At 62.7% G+C, this 20,669-nt stretch carries 15 protein-coding genes; 9 read left to right on the top strand and 6 right to left on the bottom strand.

The features are described from left to right. Positions 1-40 precede the first annotated feature (40 nt). The 4 genes from cyoD to cyoA form a co-directional block, all read right to left on the bottom strand. On the bottom strand, positions 41-427 hold the full coding sequence (gene cyoD / locus AC07X6_RS16870; RefSeq protein ID WP_034748058.1) for a cytochrome o ubiquinol oxidase subunit IV: 387 nt from the start codon (positions 425-427) through the stop codon (positions 41-43). After that, positions 424-1,062 (bottom strand): cytochrome o ubiquinol oxidase subunit III, encoded by a 639-nt coding sequence (cyoC, locus tag AC07X6_RS16865; protein WP_034788486.1) that lies wholly within the window; start codon positions 1,060-1,062, stop codon positions 424-426. The genes cyoD and cyoC overlap by 4 nt, the downstream gene beginning before the upstream one ends. Then, complete coding sequence (gene cyoB, locus AC07X6_RS16860; RefSeq protein ID WP_230537641.1) at positions 1,055-3,058, bottom strand: cytochrome o ubiquinol oxidase subunit I; 2,004 nt, start codon at positions 3,056-3,058, stop codon at positions 1,055-1,057. The genes cyoC and cyoB overlap by 8 nt, the downstream gene beginning before the upstream one ends. 90 nt (positions 3,059-3,148) lie before the next feature. Further along, positions 3,149-4,132 carry a ubiquinol oxidase subunit II gene (cyoA, locus tag AC07X6_RS16855; RefSeq protein ID WP_230537640.1) on the bottom strand — a complete coding sequence of 328 codons (984 nt, stop codon included), beginning with the start codon at positions 4,130-4,132 and terminating at the stop codon, positions 3,149-3,151. A 217-nt stretch (positions 4,133-4,349) separates the two neighbouring features. Here cyoA and AC07X6_RS16850 point away from each other — a divergent pair, with 217 nt between their 5' ends. Next, positions 4,350-5,696 carry an MFS transporter gene (locus tag AC07X6_RS16850; RefSeq protein ID WP_230537639.1) on the top strand — a complete coding sequence of 449 codons (1,347 nt, stop codon included), beginning with the start codon at positions 4,350-4,352 and terminating at the stop codon, positions 5,694-5,696. An 84-nt stretch (positions 5,697-5,780) separates the two neighbouring features. Here the strand turns inward: AC07X6_RS16850 and AC07X6_RS16845 are convergent, their stop codons facing one another. After that, positions 5,781-6,233, bottom strand: a complete 453-nt coding sequence (locus AC07X6_RS16845; RefSeq protein ID WP_230537638.1) for an Hsp20/alpha crystallin family protein — start codon at positions 6,231-6,233, stop codon at positions 5,781-5,783. A gap of 282 nt (positions 6,234-6,515) precedes the next feature. Between AC07X6_RS16845 and AC07X6_RS16840 the strand changes: the two genes are divergently transcribed. Genes AC07X6_RS16840 through AC07X6_RS16825 form a run of 4 tightly spaced genes read left to right on the top strand, consistent with a single transcriptional unit; the run spans position 6,516 to position 14,963 of the window. Next, complete coding sequence (locus AC07X6_RS16840) at positions 6,516-9,995, top strand: response regulator (RefSeq protein ID WP_494791700.1); 3,480 nt, start codon at positions 6,516-6,518, stop codon at positions 9,993-9,995. A gap of 13 nt (positions 9,996-10,008) precedes the next feature. Then, positions 10,009-10,890 carry a CheR family methyltransferase gene (locus tag AC07X6_RS16835; RefSeq protein WP_494791699.1) on the top strand — a complete coding sequence of 294 codons (882 nt, stop codon included), beginning with the start codon at positions 10,009-10,011 and terminating at the stop codon, positions 10,888-10,890. Then, entirely contained in the window at positions 10,880-12,070 is a 1,191-nt protein-coding gene (locus tag AC07X6_RS16830) for a hybrid sensor histidine kinase/response regulator (RefSeq protein ID WP_494791698.1), read from the top strand. Before AC07X6_RS16835 ends, AC07X6_RS16830 begins: the two co-directional genes overlap by 11 nt. Before the next feature lie 7 nt (positions 12,071-12,077). Next, a complete protein-coding gene (locus tag AC07X6_RS16825; protein WP_494791697.1) occupies positions 12,078-14,963 on the top strand; it encodes a hybrid sensor histidine kinase/response regulator in 2,886 nt (961 codons plus the stop codon). Here the strand turns inward: AC07X6_RS16825 and AC07X6_RS16820 are convergent. Next, positions 14,957-18,196, bottom strand: a complete 3,240-nt coding sequence (locus AC07X6_RS16820) for a PAS domain-containing protein (protein ID WP_494791696.1) — start codon at positions 18,194-18,196, stop codon at positions 14,957-14,959. The genes AC07X6_RS16825 and AC07X6_RS16820 overlap by 7 nt on opposite strands. Before the next feature lie 100 nt (positions 18,197-18,296). Here AC07X6_RS16820 and AC07X6_RS16815 point away from each other — a divergent pair, with 100 nt between their 5' ends. From AC07X6_RS16815 to AC07X6_RS16800, 4 genes are all read left to right on the top strand, one after another. After that, entirely contained in the window at positions 18,297-19,202 is a 906-nt protein-coding gene (locus AC07X6_RS16815) for an alpha/beta hydrolase (protein ID WP_494791695.1), read from the top strand. After that, complete coding sequence (locus AC07X6_RS16810; protein ID WP_494791694.1) at positions 19,199-19,636, top strand: hypothetical protein; 438 nt, start codon at positions 19,199-19,201, stop codon at positions 19,634-19,636. Before AC07X6_RS16815 ends, AC07X6_RS16810 begins: the two co-directional genes overlap by 4 nt. Then, a complete protein-coding gene (locus tag AC07X6_RS16805; RefSeq protein WP_494791693.1) occupies positions 19,618-19,959 on the top strand; it encodes a hypothetical protein in 342 nt (113 codons plus the stop codon). The genes AC07X6_RS16810 and AC07X6_RS16805 overlap by 19 nt, the downstream gene beginning before the upstream one ends. Positions 19,960-20,094: 135 nt before the next feature. Then, complete coding sequence (locus AC07X6_RS16800; protein ID WP_494791692.1) at positions 20,095-20,553, top strand: hypothetical protein; 459 nt, start codon at positions 20,095-20,097, stop codon at positions 20,551-20,553. Positions 20,554-20,669 lie beyond the last annotated feature (116 nt).

Below are 20,669 nucleotides of genomic sequence, written 5' to 3'. Positions count from 1 at the left end.
CCAGGGGCGCGCCCGGTGCTGTCTGGGCGCGTTTGACTCATCACGGAGCCGTTTTCGTATGCATGTACTCAGGCATCAGATCCGGCATCATGTTGTGGTTCATGTGGTACATGACCCACAGGGAACCGGCCATGGCGATGCCCACGATCATGATCGTGAAGATCAGCGCCATCATGTTCCAGCCGCCTTCCGACTTGGTGTTCATATGCAGGAAGTACACCATGTGCACCACCACTTGAACCGCCGCGAACGCCAGCAGGACCAGGCCCATGGTGCCCGAGTTGGTGATGGCTTTCGTCATCACCAGCCAGAAAGGAATGGCCGTCAGGATCACCGACAGGATGAAGCCGATGGTGTAGCTTTTCAGGCTGCCATGATCGTGGTTGTCATGGTGGTGGCTATCGCCGTGTGTGTGGTGGTCGCTCATGGCAGCACTCCCATCAGGTAGACAAAGGTGAAGACGCCGATCCAGATGACGTCCAGGAAGTGCCAGAACAGCGACAGGCACATCATGCGGCGGCCGTTTTCCGGGGTCAGGCCATGCTTGTTCAACTGGAACATCAGGGTCACGAGCCAGATCACGCCGAACGTCACGTGCAAGCCGTGGGTACCGACCAGGGCAAAGAACGACGACAGGAACGCGCTGCGCTGCGGACCGGCGCCTTCGTGGATCAGATGAATGAATTCATACATTTCCAGCGACAGGAAGGCCAGGCCGAACAGGCCCGTGATGCCCAGCCAGACCAGGGTGCTGCGCAATTGCTTGCGCTGCATGGCCAGCATGGCGAAGCCGTAGGTGATCGACGACAACAGCAGCATGGCCGTGTTGACGGCCACCAGCGGCAGGTCGAACAGCGCGGCGCCCGTCGGGCCGTCCGCATAGCTGCGGCCGACCACGGCGTACGTGGCGAACAGACAGGCGAAGATCAGGCAATCGCTCATCAGGTAGAGCCAGAAACCCAGCAAGCTGCCGTTTTCCGGGTGGTGCTCGCGCACAAAGTAGCTGCGCGTGCTTGGTGCGGCGCCAGCGGCGCCGGTGTTATGGGCGATGGTATCAGACATGGCTGCTCAGCAATTTAGTATAAGCGTCTTCGGTACGGATGACTTCTTCCGCAGGAATGTAGTAATCGCGCTTGTAGTTAAAGGTATGGACGATGATGGCAATCATCATGATCACGAAGCCGACGGCGGCGACGAGCCACATTTGCCAGATCAGGCCAAAACCGACCAGTGCGGACAGTGCGGCGATCACGAAACCAGCCCAGGTGTTCTTCGGCATGTGGATCTTCGTGAAACCGGACGTCGGACGCTGGTAACCGTGTTTCTTCATGTCAGTCCATGCATCGAGTTCGTGCACTTGCGGCGTGAAGGCGAAATTATAGTCTGGCGGTGGCGACGACGTCGACCATTCCAGCGTACGGCCGCCCCATGGGTCACCGGTCACGTCGCGCAGGGCGTGACGGTTGCGGTAGCTGACGAAGAACTGGATCAGCATGGAAGCGATGCCCAGCGCAATCGAGACGGCGCCAAACCAGGCGATGATGGTCCAGATTTGCAGCGATGGATCTTCAAAGTGGTTGACACGGCGGGTCACGCCCATCAGGCCCAGCACGTACAGCGGCATGAAGGCCAGGTAGAAGCCGACGAACCAGAACCAGAACGAGCACTTGCCCCAGAACGCGTCGAGCTTGTAGCCGAAGGCTTTCGGGTACCAGTAGTTAATTGCAGCAAATACACCGAACACCACGCCGCCGATAATCACGTTGTGGAAGTGGGCAATCAGGAACAGGCTGTTGTGCAGCACGAAGTCCGCTGGAGGTACGGCCAGCAACACGCCGGTCATGCCGCCGATGGTGAAGGTGACCATGAAGCCGATCGTCCACAGCATCGGCAGTTCAAAGCGGATACGGCCGCGGTACATGGTAAACAGCCAGTTGAAGATCTTCGCGCCCGTCGGGATCGAAATGATCATCGTCGTGATGCCGAAGAAGGAGTTGACGCTGGCGCCCGAACCCATGGTGAAGAAGTGATGCAGCCATACCAGGTACGACAGGATCATGATGACGCAGGTGGCGTACACCATCGAGGCGTAGCCGAACAGGCGCTTGCTGCTGAACGTGGCGACCACTTCCGAGAACACGCCGAACAGCGGCAGGATCAGAATGTAGACTTCCGGGTGACCCCAGATCCAGATCAGGTTGACGTACATCATGGCGTTGCCGCCCAGTTCCGTCGTGAAGAAGTTAAAGCCGGCAACGCGGTCCAGCGACAGCATGGCCAATACAGCCGTCAGCACCGGGAAGGCGGCGACGATCAGGATGTTGGTGCACAGTGCGGTCCAGGTGAAGACGGGCATTTTCATCCAGGTCATGCCAGGCGCGCGCATCTTGACGATGGTGGCGATCAGGTTGACACCGGACAATAGCGTCCCGACCCCGGCAATCTGCAAGGACCAGATGTAATAGTCTACCCCCACGTCCGGACTGCCGACGATGCCCGACAGCGGCGGATACGCCAGCCAGCCCGTGCGGGCGAATTCGCCGACGAACAGCGAAGCCATGACCAGGGCGGCGCCCATGGTGGTCATCCAGAAGCTGAAGTTGTTGAGGAATGGGAAAGCCACGTCGCGCGCGCCGATCTGCAGCGGCACCACGTAGTTCATCAGACCCGTCACGAAAGGCATCGCGACGAAGAAGATCATGATCACGCCGTGGGCGGTGAAGATCTGGTCGTAGTGATGCGGCGGCAGGAAGCCGGCATTGTCGCCAAAGGCGATCGCCTGCTGGGTACGCATCATCAGCGCGTCGGCAAAGCCGCGCAGCAGCATGACCAGGCCCAGGATCATGTACATGATACCGATTTTTTTATGGTCGATACTGGTGATCCAGTCGCGCCACAGGGTACCCCAGACGCGGAAATACGTCAGTGCCGCAACGAGTGCGATACCGCCCAGGGCGACCATTGCAAAGGTCGCCAGCAGGATAGGTTCGTGAAATGGAATTGCATCCCAAGTCAGACGGCCGAATATAAGCTTCGTCAGATCAATATGGTCTAGCATTGTTACTCTCAGAGAAAAAAGGGAGGCGCCAGGCAAGCGGCGCCAGTATCTGCAGCGCCACTACGATGCGCTGCGGGATTCATGCAGTGGTTACTTGGCTTGAACGCCCTTTTCCACGACTGCATCGCTAGCGACTACTGCCGTTACGGCCGCTACCGGGCTTTTTGCCATCGTCAATTTGTATGGCTCGACCGGCGTCACGCACAGGGCGTCGGAAACGATGGTGCGGTTCAGAATTGCCTTGTACAGATCGTTAGGCACGGCGCTGTAGCGGCGCACCGGATCGCGTTCGCTAGGCTGGGCCAGCGACAGGTAGTCGTCGCGGTTCAGCGCGCCGCCACCGGCACGTGCCGATTCCACCCATTTGTCGAAGTCCGCATCATTCACGCCGTGGAACTTGAAGCGCATGCCCGAGAAACCGGCACCGCTGTAGTTCGCGGAGAAGCCCTTGTACACACCAGGCTTGTTGATGACGGCATTCAACTGCGTTTCCATGCCCGGCATGGCGTAGATCTGACCTGCCAGTGCGGGGATGAAGAACGAGTTCATGACGGACGAGGCGGTGATCTTGAAGCGGATCGGACGGTCGACGGGCGCGTACAGTTCATTCACGGAAGCGATGCCTTGCTCCGGGTAGATGAACAGCCATTTCCAGTCCAGCGCCACGACTTCGACGATCATCGGTTTGTGGCTGGCGGGAATCGGGCGGTTGGCGTCGATACGGCTCAATGGGCGGTATGGATCGAGGGTGTGGGTACTGATCCAGGTCAGCAGGCCCAGCACGATGATGATCAGCAGGGGCGCGCCCCAGATGATCAGCTCGAGGCGAGTCGAGTGGTCCCAGTCCGGCTCGTATTTGGCCGCGGTATTGTTTTTTCTATAGCGCCATGCAAACAGCAGGGTCAGGGCGATTACCGGAACGATAATCAACAGCATCAGCAATGTCGAGATGACAATCAGATTGCCTTGCTGAACTGCGATGTCGCCAGACGGATTCAGTACCACCGTATTGCAACCAGCCAACAATGCGAGAGGTAAAAGAAGCAGTCCGCGACGAACTTTTAATGAAAACATACAGGAAAGTCCAGTACAGGGGATGAAGATATGGTACTGTATTCTCACTGGAGCGCGTTGGCAATTGGACGTTTTGTCCTACCCCTTGCTCGGATTTTCACTTGGTGGTTGAGGAGTTTTCCTACAGCTATCTATTGAATAGTCCTACTCCGGGCGTGAGACACCCGGGGTAAGTTACGCGTTGGCCGAACTCGAAACTATATTGGAGACGATCATCATGTCCAGCACGCGCACACACAGCGGGGACGTACCCGCCGACTTTTCCCCCCACTCCCTGCGCGACGCACGCGGGGCCGGCACGGTCGAATCGCATATCGACCCCGGTGAGATCGCCGTCGGCGTGATCATCGGCCGCGCTTCCGAATACTTTGACTTCTTTGTCTACGCCATCGCTTCGGTGCTGGTGTTTCCGCGCGTCTTCTTCCCGTTCGAAGAACGCCTGGAGGGCACATTATATGCTTTCCTGATCTTCTCGTTCGCCTTCATCGCCCGTCCGTTCGGCACCGTGATCTTCATGGAGATCCAGCGCCGCATGGGACGCAGCGCCAAGCTGACGTTCGCCCTCTTCCTGCTGGGCGTGTCGACGGCCGGCATCGCCTTCCTGCCGACCTACGCCCACCTGGGCTTTGCCGCCATCGTCTGGCTGTCCGTGCTGCGCATCGGCCAGGGCGTGGCGCTCGGTGGTTCCTGGGATGGCTTGCCGTCGCTGCTGGCCCTGAACGCGCCGGAAAACAAGCGCGGCTGGTACGCCATGCTGGGCCAGCTGGGCGCGCCCGCCGGCTTCCTGATCGCCGCCGGCCTGTTCTGGTTCATGCTGACCACCCTGACGGATGAAGAATTCCTCGACTGGGGCTGGCGCTATCCCTTCTATGTGGCCTTCGCCATCAACGTGGTGGCCCTGTTTGCCCGCTTGCGCCTGGTGTCGACAAATGAATATGCGCGCCTGCTCGACGAACGCGAACTGCAGCCCGTGAGCGTGTTTGAAATGGGCCGCGGCCAGGGCCGCAACGTGCTGATCGGCGCCCTCGCCGCGCTGGCCAGCTACGCCCTGTTCCACCTGGTGACCGTGTTCCCGCTGTCATGGATTTCCGTCTACCAGACGCGTTCCGCTTCGGACTTCCTGCAGATCCAGATGCTGGGCGCCGTGCTGGCCGCCGTCGGCGTGGTGATTTCCGGCTTGCTGGCCGATAAAGTGGGCCGCCGCACCACCCTGGGCGTGCTGGCCGTGCTGATCGCCATCTTCAGCGCCTTCGTGCCGACCCTGATGGGCGGCGGCAATACGGGCCAGGACGTGTTCATCCTCGTCGGCTTCAGCCTGCTGGGCTTGTCCTACGGCCAGGCAGCCGGCGCCGTGACGGCCAACTTCCCTGCCCGCTTCCGCTACACGGGCGCGGCCCTGACGTCCGACCTGGCCTGGCTGGTCGGTGCCGGCTTCGCTCCGCTGGTGGCGCTGGGCCTGTCGGCCAACTTCGGCCTGGCCTATGTCAGCTTCTACCTGCTGTCGGGCGCCGTCGCCTCGCTGGCCGCGCTGAGCCTGAACCGGGCGCTGGAAATCCGCGACTGACATATATATAGTGGGTAGCGTGCACCGCACTGAAAAAACGCCGGCACCGTCCGGCGTTTTTTCATGTCCGGGCCTTGGCCAGGCTTACTGTATCGCCAGCTGCCGCCCGCCCGTGCCCTCTTTCTTCGGCAAGTCCAGCAGCAGCACGCCGTTTTCGTAGCGGGCCTGCGCACCGGCCTCGTCCACCTCGTGCGGCAGCACGAAACTGCGGTAGTGCTGGCCGTACTCACGTTCGCTGCGCACGGTCTTGCCGCCGCCGTCGCGCGTCACTCTTTCATCCTTGAGTTCGGCACTGATGGAGACGCGGTTGCCGTCGATGGAGACCTTGATATCGTCCTTGTTGACGCCAGGAATGTCCGCCTGCACCTGGTAGGCTTGCTCGGTTTCAGAAATGTCGACGCGCATGCGCGATGTACCCCCTTCGCGCAGGCGCAAGGCGGGCGCAAAAAAGTCATGCATGAATTCTTCCATGTCGCTGAACGGGTCGAAACGTGCCAGCGGGTTTTGCGTATCGCGACGGATCAATTGATTAGCCATGATGTCCTCCTGCAAAGGCTGGTTTGCACACGGCGGCCGTCCGCAGGGACGCCGCCACCTCCTGCATCTTAGGATGCGAACCGCTAATCTCGTTGATCTGCCTCAATCGTGGCAAGCTTGATTTTTTCGCTACTTTGCTCTGTGCGTTGCCGCGCTTTGCACAGGCTTGCAAGTCGGCAATTGAGCGCAAGGCTGTTATGCTAGCGCACGCTATGCTTGACCACCAGAAAACTTGCATTTCAATTAAAATTGATTTTTTCGCGACAGCCTTACACGGACATGATGAATACCAAGACCCCGATCGATTCCTTCAGCTTTCGCCGCATCCTCGCCCGCAACGTCACCTTGCCGCTGGTCATCGGGGTCGTCACCGCCCTCGTGTTTGTCGGCCTGATCGCCTACCTGCTGTCGGCCCTGCGCTCGGTCGAGCATTCCGAACGGGTGATCGGCAACGCCAACGAAGTCATGAAGCTGTCCGTCGACCTGGAAACAGGCATGCGCGGCTACCTGCTGACGGGCGATGAAACGTTTTTGGCGCCATATAAGTCGGGCAAGGCAAAGATCGCCGTGGAAATGAGCACCCTGCTCGAACTCGTGTCCGACAGCCCCATCCAGGTGGACCGCTTGCGCCGCATCCGCGCGCTGCAAGGCCAGTGGATGGAGTACGCGGAAGCCGTGATCGGCCAGCGCCGCAATAACCAGGAATTCCTCGCGCGCGTGCGCCAGGGAGAAGGCAAGCTGGAATTCGATGAAATCCGCCGCGAATTCCTCACTTTCCTGTCCATGGAGCAACGGCTGCGCCAGGAACGGGCCGACACGGCCGAGGGCCGCACCATGCTGGCCGTGGCGGTATTCCTCGTCCTCAGCCTGGGCATGTCGGGCTTGCTTGCCTATCTGGGCCGGCGCGAACTGCTGCGCCTGTCCGACATCTACAATGAAGCGCTGGAACAGCGGAGCAAGGACAACGACGTGCTGCAGGAACAGGCGTGGCTGCGCACGGGACAGACGGAGCTGGCGGCCCACACGAGCGGCCAGCTGGGCCTGCCGCAGCTGGGACGGCACGTGCTCGATTTCCTCGCCCACCGGCTGGAAGTGGCCGTGGCCACCCTGTACGTCGTCGATGAAGACGGCAGCCTGCGCCGCACGGCCGTGTACGGCTTCAACGAACAGGGCGTGAAGGAAAAACAGGTGTTCAAGCTGGGCGAAGGCCTGGTGGGCGAGACGGCGCGCGAAAAGCGCCTCAAGCATGTGCAGCAAGTGCCCGAGAATTATCTGACCGTGACGTCGAGCCTGGGCAGCGGCGCGCCGCTGGAACTGGTTTTGGTGCCCGTCAACAATGAAGGCGTCGTCAACGGCGTCATCGAACTGGGCTTTACGCATCCCGTCAGCGCCCGCGCCAAGGAATGGCTGAACCTGATTGGCGCGAATATCGGCACCTCGCTGGAAGCGGCCCTGTACCGCCAGCGCCTGCAAAACGTGCTGGAAGAAACCCAGCAACTGAACGAAGAGCTGGAAGTGCAGCAGGAAGAATTGCGCACGGCCAATGAAGAGCTGGGCGAGCAGTCGCGCGTGCTGGAACAGTCGCAAGCCCACCTGGAAGAGCAAAAGGCGGCGCTGGAGCAGTCGAACGAGCAGCTGGCCGTGCAGGCGCTGTCGCTGGACCAGAAAAACATGGCCATCGTCGAGGCGCACGCCCAGCTGGAAGCGCGCGCGGACGAGCTGCAGCGGGCCAGCCGCTACAAATCCGAATTCCTGGCGAACATGTCGCATGAGCTGCGCACTCCGCTGAACAGCTCGCTGATCCTGTCGAAGCTGCTGTCAGACAACAGCAGCGGCAACCTGACGCCGGAACAAGTGACGTTTGCGCAAACCATTTATTCGGCCGGCAACGACTTGTTGACCCTCATCAACGATATCCTCGACATTTCCAAGGTCGAGGCGGGCAAGCTGGAATTGACGCCGGACGCCGTGCCCTTCGACGAGCTGCTCAGCAGCATGAAGATGCTGTTCGGCGCCCAGGCGCAGCAAAAGAAACTGGTATTTGACGTCAAGGTGGCGCCGGACACGCCGCCGTCCTTCGTCAGCGACCGCCAGCGCCTCGAGCAAATCCTGAAGAACCTGCTGTCGAACGCCATCAAGTTTACGGATGCGGGCACCGTGTCGCTGCACGTGAGCGCCGATGCGGCCGGCCAGGTGCGCTTCCAGGTGCAGGATTCGGGCATCGGCATCGCCGACGACCAGCAGCACAAGATTTTCGACGCCTTCCACCAGGCGGACGGCACCACCAGCCGCCGCTATGGCGGCACGGGCCTGGGCCTGTCCATCTCGCGCGACCTGGCCGCCTTGCTGGGCGGCAGCATCGAGCTGGCCAGCACGCCGGGCCACGGCAGCACGTTTACATTGATGCTGCCGGCCATGATGCCGGAACGGGCGGTGGAAACAGCAAGCGCGCCCGCCGCCGCACCGCAAGCGCCCGCAAAAACCGCCGCCGCGCCGAAGGCGGCGCCCGCCGCCAAGCCCGTGCCGCTGCCCACCTTCCAGGATGACCGCGACAGTGTGCCCGCCGTCAAGACGGGCCAGCGTTCCGTGCTGGTGATCGAGGATGAACCGTCGTTTGCCGGCATCCTGTTCGACCTCGCGCATGAAATGCAGTACCGCTGCCTGGTGGCGCACGGCGCCGATGAAGGCTTGCGCCTGGCGGAAGAATTCCTGCCCGACGCCATCCTGCTCGACATGGGCTTGCCGGACCGCCCGGGCTTGCTGGTCTTGCAGCAATTGAAGGAAAACCCGCTGACGCGCCACATTCCCGTGCACATCGTCTCCGGCAACGACCAGATCCAGGAAGCCATGCAGCTGGGCGCCATCGGCTACGCCACCAAGCCGCGCACGCGCGAACAGCTGAAGGAAGTGTTCCGCAAGCTCGAATCAAAATTCACGCAGCAGATGAAGCGCATCCTGCTGGTCGAGGACGACGAACGCCAGCGCGAAAGCGTGGTGCACCTGATCAGCGACGACGACGTGGAAATCACGGCCGTGGCGCTGGGCGAACAGGCGCTGGAACTGCTGAAGACACAGATTTTCGACTGCATGATCATCGACTTGAAGCTGCCTGATATCCAGGGCAACGAATTGCTCGAACGCATGGAGCATGAAGAGCTGTGCTCGTTCCCGCCCGTCATCGTCTACACGGGCCGCAACCTGAGCCGCGAGGAAGAGGCGGATCTGATGAAGTATTCGCGCTCGATCATCATCAAGGGCGCCCGTTCGCCCGAGCGCCTGCTTGACGAAGTCACCCTCTTCCTGCACAAGGTGGAGTCGGAACTGTCGAGCGAGCGCCAGGGCATGCTGCAGCAGGTGCGCAGCCGCGAACGCGTGTTCGAAGGGCGCAAGATTTTGCTGGTGGACGACGACGTGCGCAACATCTTTGCCCTGACGAATGCGCTGGAACAGAAAGGCGTGGTGGTGGAAATCGGCCGCAACGGCTTCGAAGCCATCAGCAAGCTCAACAGCGTGGACGATATCGACCTGGTGTTGATGGATGTCATGATGCCGGGCATGGATGGCCTGGAAGCGACGCGCCTGATCCGCGCCGATGGCCGCTACAACAAGCTGCCCATCATTGCGATTACGGCCAAGGCCATGAAGAATGACCAGGAAGAATGCCTGCAGGCGGGCGCCTCCGACTACCTGGCCAAGCCGATCGACCTGGACCGCCTGTATTCGCTGCTGCGCGTGTGGATGCCGAAGATGGAACGCATGTGATGGAGCGATACTGATGTCCCTGCGCACCACGGACGCGCAACTGCACGCGCTGATGGAAGCAATCTATCAGCGCTACAGCTATGATTTTCGCGACTACTCTTTGCCCTCGCAACGCCGGCGCCTGAACCAGGCGCTGGAGCGCTTCCACTGCGCCGACCTGCCCGCCTTGCAGCAGTTGGTGCTGGACGACGCGACCGCCTTTGGCAAGCTGCTGCAGATTTTGACCGTGCCCGTCACGCAAATGTTCCGCGACCCGGCGTTTTTCCTCGCCCTGCGCGAACACGTCGTGCCCGTGCTGAAAACCTACCCGTCGCCGACCATCTGGGTGGCCGGCTGCTGCACGGGCGAAGAAGCGCTGTCGCTGGCCATCATGCTGCACGAGGAAGGCTTGCTTGAACGCAGCACGATCTACGCCACCGACATCAATCCGCAAGCGCTGGCCACGGCCGCGCGCGGCGTATACCCACTGCACCGCATGGCCGACTACGGCGACAATTACCTGGCCGCGGGCGGCCTGGGCCAGCTGGCCGAGTACTACACGGTCGAACATGCCACGGCGCGTTTCCAGCAGCACTTGCTCGACAGGATCAACTTTGCCGACCACAGCCTGTCCACGGACAGCGTTTTTATCGAAACGCAATTGATTTGCTGCCGTAACGTGCTGATTTACTTCAATAAAACCTTGCAGGAACGGGCCCTGGGCCTGTTCCACGATTCACTGTGCCACCGGGGTTTCCTGGGCCTGGGCAGCAAGGAAAGCACGCATTTCACGCGCTTTGCCGCCGACTTCGAACCCTTGCCGGGCCCCGAAAAGCTCTACCGCAAGCGTGCGCCGTCGCACGCCGCTTCCCATTACGCTGGACGGCACATGCCAGGAATGAAACATGATGAATGAAACAAGCACCAAACTGCTGATCGTCGACGACTTGCCGGAAAACTTGCGCGCGCTCAATGCGCTGATCCGCGAGAGCGACCGCAGCGTCTACCAGGCCTCCTCGGGCGAGGAAGCGCTGGCCCTGCTGCTGGAGCACGATTTCGCGCTGGCCATCCTCGACGTGCAAATGCCGGAAATGGATGGCTTTGAGCTGGCGCAATTGATGCGCGGCACGGAAAAGACGCGCCACATCCCCATCGTCTTCGTCACGGCGGCCGGCAAGGAAATGAATTTCGCCTTCCAGGGCTATGAAAGCGGCGCCGTCGATTTCCTGCACAAGCCGCTCGACATCAATGCCGTGCAAAGCAAGGTCAACGTTTTTGTTGCCCTGCACCAGCAGCGCAGCGAGACGCGGCGCCAGGTGCAGGCGCTCGAGCACAGCCGCCAGCAACAGGAAGCGTTATTGAAAGAATTACGCGCCACGCAGGCAGAGCTGCAGCGTTCGCTGCGCCTGCGCGACGAATTCATGTCCATGGTGGCGCACGAACTGCGCACGCCGCTCAATACGCTGTTCCTCGAGACGCAGATGCGCACCGTCAACCTCGAACGGGGCAACCTGGCCGCCTTCGAGCCGGAAAAACTGGGCAAGATGGTGGCGCGCGACGGGCGGCAAATCCGCAGCATGGTACGCCTGATCGATGACATGCTCGACGTCTCGCGCATCACCAGCGGCAAGCTGTCGATCCGCCGCGAAGCCGTCGACCTGACCAGCCTGGTGCGCCGCGTGGCCGACGACCTGGCGCCGTGTGCGGCCGCCACGGGCAGCGTGCTGGAAGTGCTGGCCTTCGAAGCCATCCACGGTTACTGGGATGCCTTCCGCGTCGAGCAGATCGTTGTCAACCTGATCAGCAACGCCGTGCGCTACGGCCAGGGCCAGCCCGTGGAGATCAGCCTGGCGCACACGCAGAACAGCGCCGTCATCGAAGTGCGCGACCATGGCATCGGCATCAACGCGCGCGACCAGGAACGCATCTTCGACGCCTTCGAGCGCGTCATGCACCAGGACCGCACGGGCGGCCTGGGCCTGGGCCTGTTCATCACCAAGCAGCTGGTCGATGCGCATGGCGGCGCCATCACCCTGCAAAGCCAGCCCGGCAATGGCGCCCTGTTCAGCGTCACCCTGCCGCTGGCCGGCAGCTGAGACCCCCATGAGCAGCACACCCGCCTCCAGCAGCCAGACCGGCGCCAGCGCCGTCGCCTTTCTGTTGCAGCTGGAACGCCGGCTGCGGCTGCTGCAAGACACGGGCGACATCCTTTCCCTGTCGGCGCAGCTGCTGGGACAGCGCCTGGGCGCCCAGCAAGTGGCCTGTTTCGATATCGACCAGACCCTGCAATGCCCTACCCTGCAGCATGCGTGGAGCGACGGCCTGGCGCCCGGTGCCGCCGGCGAATATTTCCTCGGCGATTATGCGGCCCGCCTGGCCGAGGCGCTGGCGGCCGGCCAGGCGCTTGCCGTCAGCGATGTGGCGAGCGACCCGCGCACGGCCATGCCGGCCGCGCTGTCCACGTTCGCGCGCCTGGGCATCCGCGCCTTCCTGAACATTCCCATTGCCAAGGAGGGGCGACTGGCGGCCCTGTTCGTCGTGCACAGCCGCGCGGCGCGGCTATGGCATGCGGACGAGATCGAACTGGCCGTGCAAGTGTCGGAACGGGTCTGGTCGACCATTTTGCGGGCGCAGGCGGAAGCACGGCTGCGCGCCCTCAGTGCCAGCATGGAAACGCAGGTGGCCGAGCGCACGCGCGAATTCGGCCGCACCTGGAACGTCAGCCCCGATTTGCTGGGCGTGCTCAACCTGGACGGCTATTTCGAGCACTCGAACCCCGCCTGGCAAGCCACCCTGGGCTGGTCGGCGGAGGAAATCCGCACGACGCGCTTCCTGGAACTGATCCATCCCGAAGACTTGCCGCGCACGCATGCGGCCTGGGAAGCGGCCAACCAGGGCCAGCCGGCGCTGCGTTTCGAAAACCGCTACCGCCACAAGCTGGGCGGCTGGCACTGGCTGTCGTGGGTGGCCGTGCCCGAGGGCGAGAAGGTGTATTGCAGCGCGCGCGACATCACCGTGGAAAAGAAGCTGGAAGCGGAACTGGCCGCGCGCAACAGCGAGCGCGAGCGGCTGTGGCGCAGCGCGCAAGACCTGATGGTGGCCATCGATGCCGACGGCTGCTTTGCCGCCGTCAACCCCGCCGCCAGCGCCATCCTGGGCTGGCTGCCCGAGGAAATGCTGGGCCGCAGCCTGTTCGACTTCGTGCTGCCCGAGGATGCCGCCGCCACGCGCCAGGCCTTGTTGCAGGTAAGCAAGGAATCCATCCCCAGCTTTGAAAACCGCTACCGGCACCGCGAGGGCGGCCACCGCTGGCTGTCGTGGGTGGCCGCAAGCGAAGGCGACCTGGTGTTCGCCACCGGGCGCCACGTCACGCTGGAAAAGGAAGCGGAAAGCACCTTGCGCAGCATGCAGGAATCCTTGCGCCACAGCGAAATGGCGCTGCTGCAATCGCAAAAGCTCGAAGCGCTGGGCAAGCTGACGGGCGGCGTGGCCCATGATTTCAATAATGTCCTGCAAATTATCTCCGGCAATCTGCAGTTGCTGCAGCTGGGCCTGGACGACGACCCGCTGGCCGCCAAGCGCATCGCCAGCGCCTCGGCCGCCGTGGAACGGGGCGCCAAGCTGTCGGCGCAGCTGCTGGCTTTTGCGCGGCGTCAACCGTTAAAACCGCTGGTAACGGACCTGGCGCAGCTGCTGCGCGCCACGGAAGACCTGCTGCGGCGCGCCACAGGCGAAAGCATCGAGACGCGCTTGCTGCTGGCCGACGATTGCTGGCGCGCCCTGGTCGACCCGCACCAGCTGGAAAACGTCATCCTCAACCTGGCCATCAACGCGCGCGACGCCATGGCCGGCCAGGGCCAGCTGACCATCGAACTGGGCAACAGCGTGCTGGACAGTGCCTACGCGGCCCGCCATGCGGACGTCACGCCCGGCGACTACGTGCAGCTGGCCGTCTCGGATACCGGCACGGGCATTCCCACCGAGCTGCTGGACAAGATTTTCGAACCGTTCTTCACGACCAAAAGCGAAGGCGAAGGCACGGGACTCGGTTTGAGCATGGCGTACGGCTTCCTGCGCCAGAGCGGCGGCCACCTGACGGTGGACAGCGTGCCCGGCCATGGCAGCACCTTCCGCATCTACCTGCCGCGCTCGCTCGAAGCGGAAACGGAACTGCCGCTGCAACTGGGCGGCCCCGTGCTGGGCGGCAAGGAAACCATCCTCGTCGTGGAAGACGACGTGCAGGTGCAGACGACGGTGGTCGACATGCTGCGCGGCCTCGGCTACGCCGTGCTGCGCGCCAGCGATGGCGAAAGCGCGCTGGCCATCGTCGGCAGCGGCGTGCCCATCGACCTGCTGTTTACGGACGTGGTGATGCCGGGCAAGGTGGCCAGCACGGAACTGGCGCGCCAGGCCCGCGTGCTGCTGCCGAAGCTGGCCGTGCTGTTCACTTCGGGCTACACGCAGGACGCCATCATGCAGGGCGGCCGGCTGGAACCGGGCGTGGAACTGTTGAGCAAGCCCTACCGGCGCGAAGACCTGGCGCGGCGCATCCGCCACCTGCTGGCCAACCGCCAGCACGTGACAGCCCTGCACCAGTACCGCGAGCAACTGGCGCCGCAGGCCGCTCCGGCGCGGCCGGAGGGCAGGCATATCCTGCTGGTGGAAGACAATAGCGATGCGCGCGCCATGACGGGCGATCTGCTGGCCATGCTGGGACACACGGTGCTGGCCGTGGGCACGGCAGAGGAAGCCTTGCCCCTGCTGGCTACGCCGGGACTGGAACTGCTGCTGACCGATATCAGCCTGCCGCGGATGTCGGGCGCCGAGCTGGCCGCACGGGCGGCGCGCGAACAGCCGCAGCTGGAAGTGGTGTTTTCCACGGGCCACTCCCCCGCCAATTCCGGCGTGCTGGACCCGCAGGCGCGCTTTCTGGTGAAACCATTTACCGTCGAGCAATTGCAGCGGGCCTTGCTGCCGCCAAATCAGTAGACGTCGAGCCGGCGCGCCTTCAGTGCGCCGGCCAGTTCTTCCAGGCCGAACGGCTTGCGCAGGAAACGCGCGCTGGCGTCCTGCATCAGGCTGGCGCCCCAGTCGTGCCCGGAAGCAAACACCACCTCCAGCTGCGGCCAGTGCGCGCGCGCATGGCGCGCCAGTTCCAGGCCGGACATGGTGGGCAGGCTGATGTCCGTCACCAGCACGTCCAGGCCCGGCATGGCCAGGAGCGGCATGGCCGCTTCCGCGCTGGCCACGCCATGCACGGTGTGGCCCAGCATATTGAGCATTTCCGTGGTCATTTCGCGCGCATCGTCGTTGTCTTCCACCAGCAGGATGCGCCGCCCGGACGGGTCGGGCGCGCCCACCAGGCGGCGGTCGGCCAGCAGGTGGCGCAGGCGCCGCGCCAGGTCTTCGCGCTGGTAGGGCTTGCTCAACAGCTCGACACCCGGGTCCAGCCGCCCGCCCTGCATGATGGCGTTGTGCGTATAGCCTGACGTAAACAGCACGGCCAGCTCGGGCAGCAGCAATTTCGCCTGCTGCGCCAGCTCCTTGCTGCTGACGGGACCCGGCATGACGACGTCCGTAAACAGCAGGTCGATAGCCACGCCCGTGCCCAGCAGGGCCAGCGCCGAGGCGCCGTCGTCCGCATGCAGCACGTCGTAGCCGAGGCCGCGCAGCATGTCGACCACCGTGTGTTGCACCGGAGCATCGTCTTCCACCACGAGGATGGTCTCGCCGCCGCCCAGCACGGGGCCCGTCAGGCCCGGCGGCGGTTCGGCCAGCTTTTCCAGCGAGCGCGGCAGATATATCTTGAAGGTCGTGCCGGCGCCGGGCGCGCTGTGCACCTTGATATGGCCCGCGCTCTGGCGGATGAAGCCGTAGGCCATGGACAGGCCCAGGCCCGTGCCCTCGCCTTCGCGCTTGGTGGTAAAGAAGGGCTCGAAAATCTGGTCGATCACGTCGCGCTCCATGCCATGGCCCGTGTCCGTGATGGTCAGCAGCACGTATTGCCCTTCCAGCACATCGGCATGCAGGCTGGCGTAGGCGGCATCGAGCGTGACATTACTCAAGGTAAACGTGAGCCGGCCGCCCTTCTCCATCGCGTCGCGCGCGTTGATGGCCATGTTCAACAGCACGTTTTCCATCTGGTTCGGGTCGACCAGGGTATGCCACAAGCCTTCGCTGATGAAGGTTTCCTCGGCAATCGCTTCGCCCAGGGCGCGGCGGATCAGCTCATGCATGCGGCGCAGCAGCCGGCCCAGGTCCGTCACCAGCGGCTTCAACGGTTGACGCCGCGCAAAGGCCAGCAGTTGCGACGACAGCTTGGCGCCCCGTTCGACGGCCGAGGCCGCCGAATCGAGGCGCCTGGCCGCCTGCGGATTGTCGGACACCGTCAGTTTCAGCAGTTGCAGATTGCCGGAAATGATTTGCAGCACATTGTTGAAATCGTGGGCCACGCCGCCCGTCAGCTTGCCGATCGATTCCAGCTTCTGCGCCTGCAGCAAGGCTTGCTCGCTGCGCACCAGCGCCAGCCGCGCCTCCTTCTCGTCCGTGACGTCGCGGCCGATGGCGTGGATCAGCTTTTGCGCCGGCACGGCCGTCCAGGAAATCCAGCGGTAGCCGCCATCGCGCCGGCGGTAGCGGTTTTCCATGCGCAAGGTGGGCGCGCCGTGGGCCAGGCGCGACAGGTCCTTCAAGGCCGCCATGCGGTCGTCGGGATGCACAAGGCTGATGAAGTCCATGCCCAGCGATTCGATTTCCGGCCGGTCGAGGATCTTGCTCCAGGCGGGATTGACGGCGATGATCATGCCGGCCAGGTCCGCCACCAGCATGATGTCGGTCGACAGCCGCCACATGCGGTCGCGGTCGGCCGTGCGGTTGGCCATTTCCACTTCCAGCGAGGAATTCAGGTAGGCCATCTTTTCCAGCACGTTCTTCTGTTCCTGCACGTCCGTATTCGTGCCCACCCAGCGCAGCACCGTGCCTGCCTCGTCGAACAGGGGCAAGGCGCGCGCCAGGAACCAGCGGTAGGCGCCGTCGCTGGCGCGGCGCATGCGGAACTCGTGTTCGTAGGCGCTGGCGGTGGCGACGGCCCGCTCCCAGCTTTTTTGCGTGGCCTGCACGTCGTCCGGGTGCACGCACTGGCGAAAACCGGTGGACACGAGCGACTTCATCGATTGCCCCGTGTATTCGCACACCTGTTGGTTGACCCAGTAGGTGGCGCCGCTGCCATGCGCCAGCCAGGCCTGGTTGGGCATGGTCGAGGCCAGCGAACGGAACTGCGCTTCGCTGTCGAGCAAGGCGTTGCGCGCCTGCCAGTGTTCGTCGATATCCTCGCAGGAACCGTACCATTTCACGGGCTGCCCCCGCTCGTCGAGCCGGCAGTAGGCGCGCGAATGCACCCAGCGGTAGCGGCCGTCCTGCTGGCGCACGCGCATTTCCTGGTCCAGCGGCTGGCCGCTGCCCACCGCTTCGCTCCACGCCGCCAGTGTACGGGGCACGTCCTCGGGATGGATGGCATCGAGCCAGCTGGTAGCGAGGCCGCTGCCTCCCGTCCAGTCGCGCCAGCGCTGCGCCACATAGTCGAGCTTGCCGTCGAGGTCGGCCGTCCACAGCACTTGCGTGTTCAGCTCGATGGCGTAATGGAAGTGTTCGCGGCTGTCGTGCAGCGCTTTTTCCAGCTGGCCCCGCTCAATCACATGCGCGGCCACGCGCGCGGCCAGCGCCAGCAATTCGATCTCGGGCTGGGTGGGATGGCATGGCGCCTGGAAAAACAGGCCCAGCACGCCCAGGATATGGCCCTTGGCGCCGAAGACGGGAGCGACCCAGCAGGCGCGGTAGCCGTGCAGCATGGCTTCCTTGCGTCCCGCGCTCCAGTGCACGTCGCGCGTGATGTCGCCGCAATATACGGGCGCGCCGGAAAAGGCGGCCGTGCCGAACGGGGACGGCTGGTCGCCGCCGTGGCGCAGGGCCAGGCACAGGTCTTGCGGCAGGCTGGGCGCGGACAAGCCGCAAAAGCGGTCGGCCTCGTCGATGAGCACGAGGCAGGCGTGCGCGCCGCCCTCGGCCAGGTCTTGCAGCGCCAGCAACAAGTGTTCCAGTGCATGGGCCAGGTCGGCGCCTGCCGCGATGCTGCCCAGCGCACTATGCTCGGCGTCCAGCAAGGAAAGAATGTTGTTTGCGTGCACCGTGTCGATAAGGGGAAAACTGATGCCGAAATATACCATGGGGCAACGCTCTTGCAGGAGGAAAACAGCATGCCGCTTGATCTCTGCCGCCACGCGGCCCTATGCTACAGTGTTGCTCTCTTCTCAAGCGAATCCCAGCATGCCTACCTCCTTGCCGTCTTCCCTGATCGCCACCGCCCTGCTCGCCTCCGCCCAAGGCGCCGTCGCCGTCCCCATGAGCCTGGACGACTACCTGGCCCTGAACGGCCCCGCCCCCACGGCGCAGATCGCCTATGGCCCCGCGCCATCGCAATACGCGCAGCTGTTCCGGCCCGAAGGCAGCGGCCCGTTCCCCGTCGTCGTGCTCGTTCATGGCGGCTGCTGGACGGTGGCCTTCGGCGGCATCAAACAGATGCGCAACGTGGCCGGCGCCCTCGTGGCGCAAGGCATCGCCGTGTGGAATGTGGAATACCGGCGCGTGGACGAGCCAGGCGGCGGCTATCCGGGCACCTACGAAGACATGCACGCGGCCCTGGACAGCCTGCAGCAACACGCGCCCCAATACCAGCTGGACGTGAAGCGCATCCTTGCCATGGGCCACTCGGCCGGCGGCCAGCTGGTGCAGTGGATCGCCGGGCGGGAAAAACTGCCAAAGACCAGCCCCCTGTACCGCGCACAATATCTGCCGATCAGGAATATCCTCAGCCTGGGCGGCCTGGCCGACCTGCGCCATGAACAGGAATTGATCAAGACCAGCTGCGAACGCGACATCGCGCAACTGGCAGGCAGCGCCAGCACCGAGCGCCCCGACATCTACAGCGACACCAACGCCGCCGACCTGATGCCCAACGGCAGCCGCACCGTCCTGGCGACCGGAGAGCTCGACACCATCTCCCCACCCAGAGTCGCGCACGACTATGCGGCCAAGGCCAAGCTGGCCGGCGACCATGCGGAAGTGCTGATCTTGCCTGGGGCCAGCCATTATGACGAGATTGCGGCGACGTCGAATGCTTGGGGGATGATTTTGCCGGTGGTGCGGGAGATGCTGGGGATGGCGGCGAAATGATGAAAGTGGTGCCTGAAGCGGGCGATATGGCAAAAGTGGCGTTCAAGGCGCGCGCATATCTGCCATCAAACGGGGTGCAGCCCAACTCCGATATTGCATCCGTCAACTATGCCGACGGCACACTCATCGTGCTGATCGCCTGTTCGCGTAAGCAAAATGACGTCAGCGGCCTGAAAATCACCTTCCCCGACGTGGACGGATTTCGCTTACTTGAGGAATTCGACCTGGCGCGATACTGGAATTCCAGTGACTTCCCATGCGGCAGCCACCTCCTGGAAGTGCTGGCAGGCGGCTGGAGTGCGGAAGAGAACATGTTGCAGGGTGTTGAAGGCACGCAGCGCGAATGGCTGGTCGTCACCGGAAACGCCTGCCTCAGCGCATTTTGCCTTGCAGAGCCTGTGTTAGAGGAGGCAACATGGAAGTTTCAAGTCTAAACAGAGATACAAGAAAAATGTCCGTACAGATCGAACGCTACGTTGACGACACCTTTCCGGGCGTGGTCGCGTGCGTGCTGAGCGATGCCGATGGCGGCAGGCATGAATTCATTGAGAAAGTGCCAGTGGTCAGTAGCAGCGATCTGCGTGCGGACAGCAGCTATCCGCAGGCGGGATACATTGCTTGCGTTGTCGAACACGAATGGGTGGACACGGCTGGGCGCAAGCTGGTGCGCATCAATACACAATACCCTTGGGACATTGCGTCTGTTTCAGGGGTAACGGTGTTTAACGTACTGGAAGTGCAACTCATCGGCAAGTGATGACGGACGGTTAGCGCCTGCGACGTCAGCTAAACGAAGTGACAATGCGTGACTTTTTTCGTTTGCTAATTCGTTATGCTGATGGGCCGCTGTCGGCCAGAAGCGGTCTTTCAACGTTCGAGGATTAAGAGCCACATGAAGAACATCATCCTTGAAAAAACGAGTCAAGTTCGCTGGTACACGAACATGCGCGACGTGTTCGAGGCCGCCAACATTTCGCCGCAAGACTATGACTGGTACGTCAGCGACATCGAAACGAACTGGAGACCACCAGGTTTCTCGCCGGATGATCAATGGTTCACTGGCGACGAGCTTGCAGCCTTCCTGCATGCCTATGAGGTCCAGTTTATCTGGGCAGTATTCAGCGCGGTACCTAAGGGGCTTCGTCCGATACCTGCTCCCGCGCCATACGTCGAGGACAATCCGCAGTATTGGGACGGTACGGAACCGGAGCCGCAACTAGATGGCGCGTTGTTCGAGATCGCTTGTTGGGACAGCAGTGGAACGATTCTGATCAACCTGCCTGAACAAGCCATCCATTCGTTCTTGATACGATACCCAGACGCAAAGCCGTTGGCGACCGCGCGTTCCTGATGAGTGCTGAAACGTCTGCTTTGGGGCGATACCTAGCAACGACGGCAGTTGGCCAGAAACGGTCGTTCATCTAATGGGACGACAAAGTCGCTAGTTGAATGGCGGTGTCGCTATTC

It is taken from the genome of Janthinobacterium sp. GW460-12-1-14-LB5 (assembly GCF_059423585.1).
This window is presented reverse-complemented; position numbering and strand designations above follow the sequence as displayed.

Coding starts and splice junctions, on each gene's coding strand:
- AC07X6_RS16825 (WP_494791697.1), top strand. CDS start 12,078: ATGAGCAGCACACCCGCCTCCAGCAGCCAGACCGGCGCCAGCGCCGTC.
- AC07X6_RS16835 (WP_494791699.1), top strand. CDS start 10,009: ATGTCCCTGCGCACCACGGACGCGCAACTGCACGCGCTGATGGAAGCA.
- AC07X6_RS16845 (WP_230537638.1), bottom strand. CDS start 6,233: ATGGCTAATCAATTGATCCGTCGCGATACGCAAAACCCGCTGGCACGT.
- cyoB (WP_230537641.1), bottom strand. CDS start 3,058: ATGCTAGACCATATTGATCTGACGAAGCTTATATTCGGCCGTCTGACT.
- AC07X6_RS16810 (WP_494791694.1), top strand. CDS start 19,199: ATGATGAAAGTGGTGCCTGAAGCGGGCGATATGGCAAAAGTGGCGTTC.
- cyoD (WP_034748058.1), bottom strand. CDS start 427: ATGAGCGACCACCACACACACGGCGATAGCCACCACCATGACAACCAC.
- cyoA (WP_230537640.1), bottom strand. CDS start 4,132: ATGTTTTCATTAAAAGTTCGTCGCGGACTGCTTCTTTTACCTCTCGCA.
- AC07X6_RS16840 (WP_494791700.1), top strand. CDS start 6,516: ATGAATACCAAGACCCCGATCGATTCCTTCAGCTTTCGCCGCATCCTC.
- AC07X6_RS16800 (WP_494791692.1), top strand. CDS start 20,095: ATGAAGAACATCATCCTTGAAAAAACGAGTCAAGTTCGCTGGTACACG.
- AC07X6_RS16805 (WP_494791693.1), top strand. CDS start 19,618: ATGGAAGTTTCAAGTCTAAACAGAGATACAAGAAAAATGTCCGTACAG.
- AC07X6_RS16830 (WP_494791698.1), top strand. CDS start 10,880: ATGATGAATGAAACAAGCACCAAACTGCTGATCGTCGACGACTTGCCG.
- AC07X6_RS16850 (WP_230537639.1), top strand. CDS start 4,350: ATGTCCAGCACGCGCACACACAGCGGGGACGTACCCGCCGACTTTTCC.
- AC07X6_RS16820 (WP_494791696.1), bottom strand. CDS start 18,196: ATGGTATATTTCGGCATCAGTTTTCCCCTTATCGACACGGTGCACGCA.
- AC07X6_RS16815 (WP_494791695.1), top strand. CDS start 18,297: ATGCCTACCTCCTTGCCGTCTTCCCTGATCGCCACCGCCCTGCTCGCC.
- cyoC (WP_034788486.1), bottom strand. CDS start 1,062: ATGTCTGATACCATCGCCCATAACACCGGCGCCGCTGGCGCCGCACCA.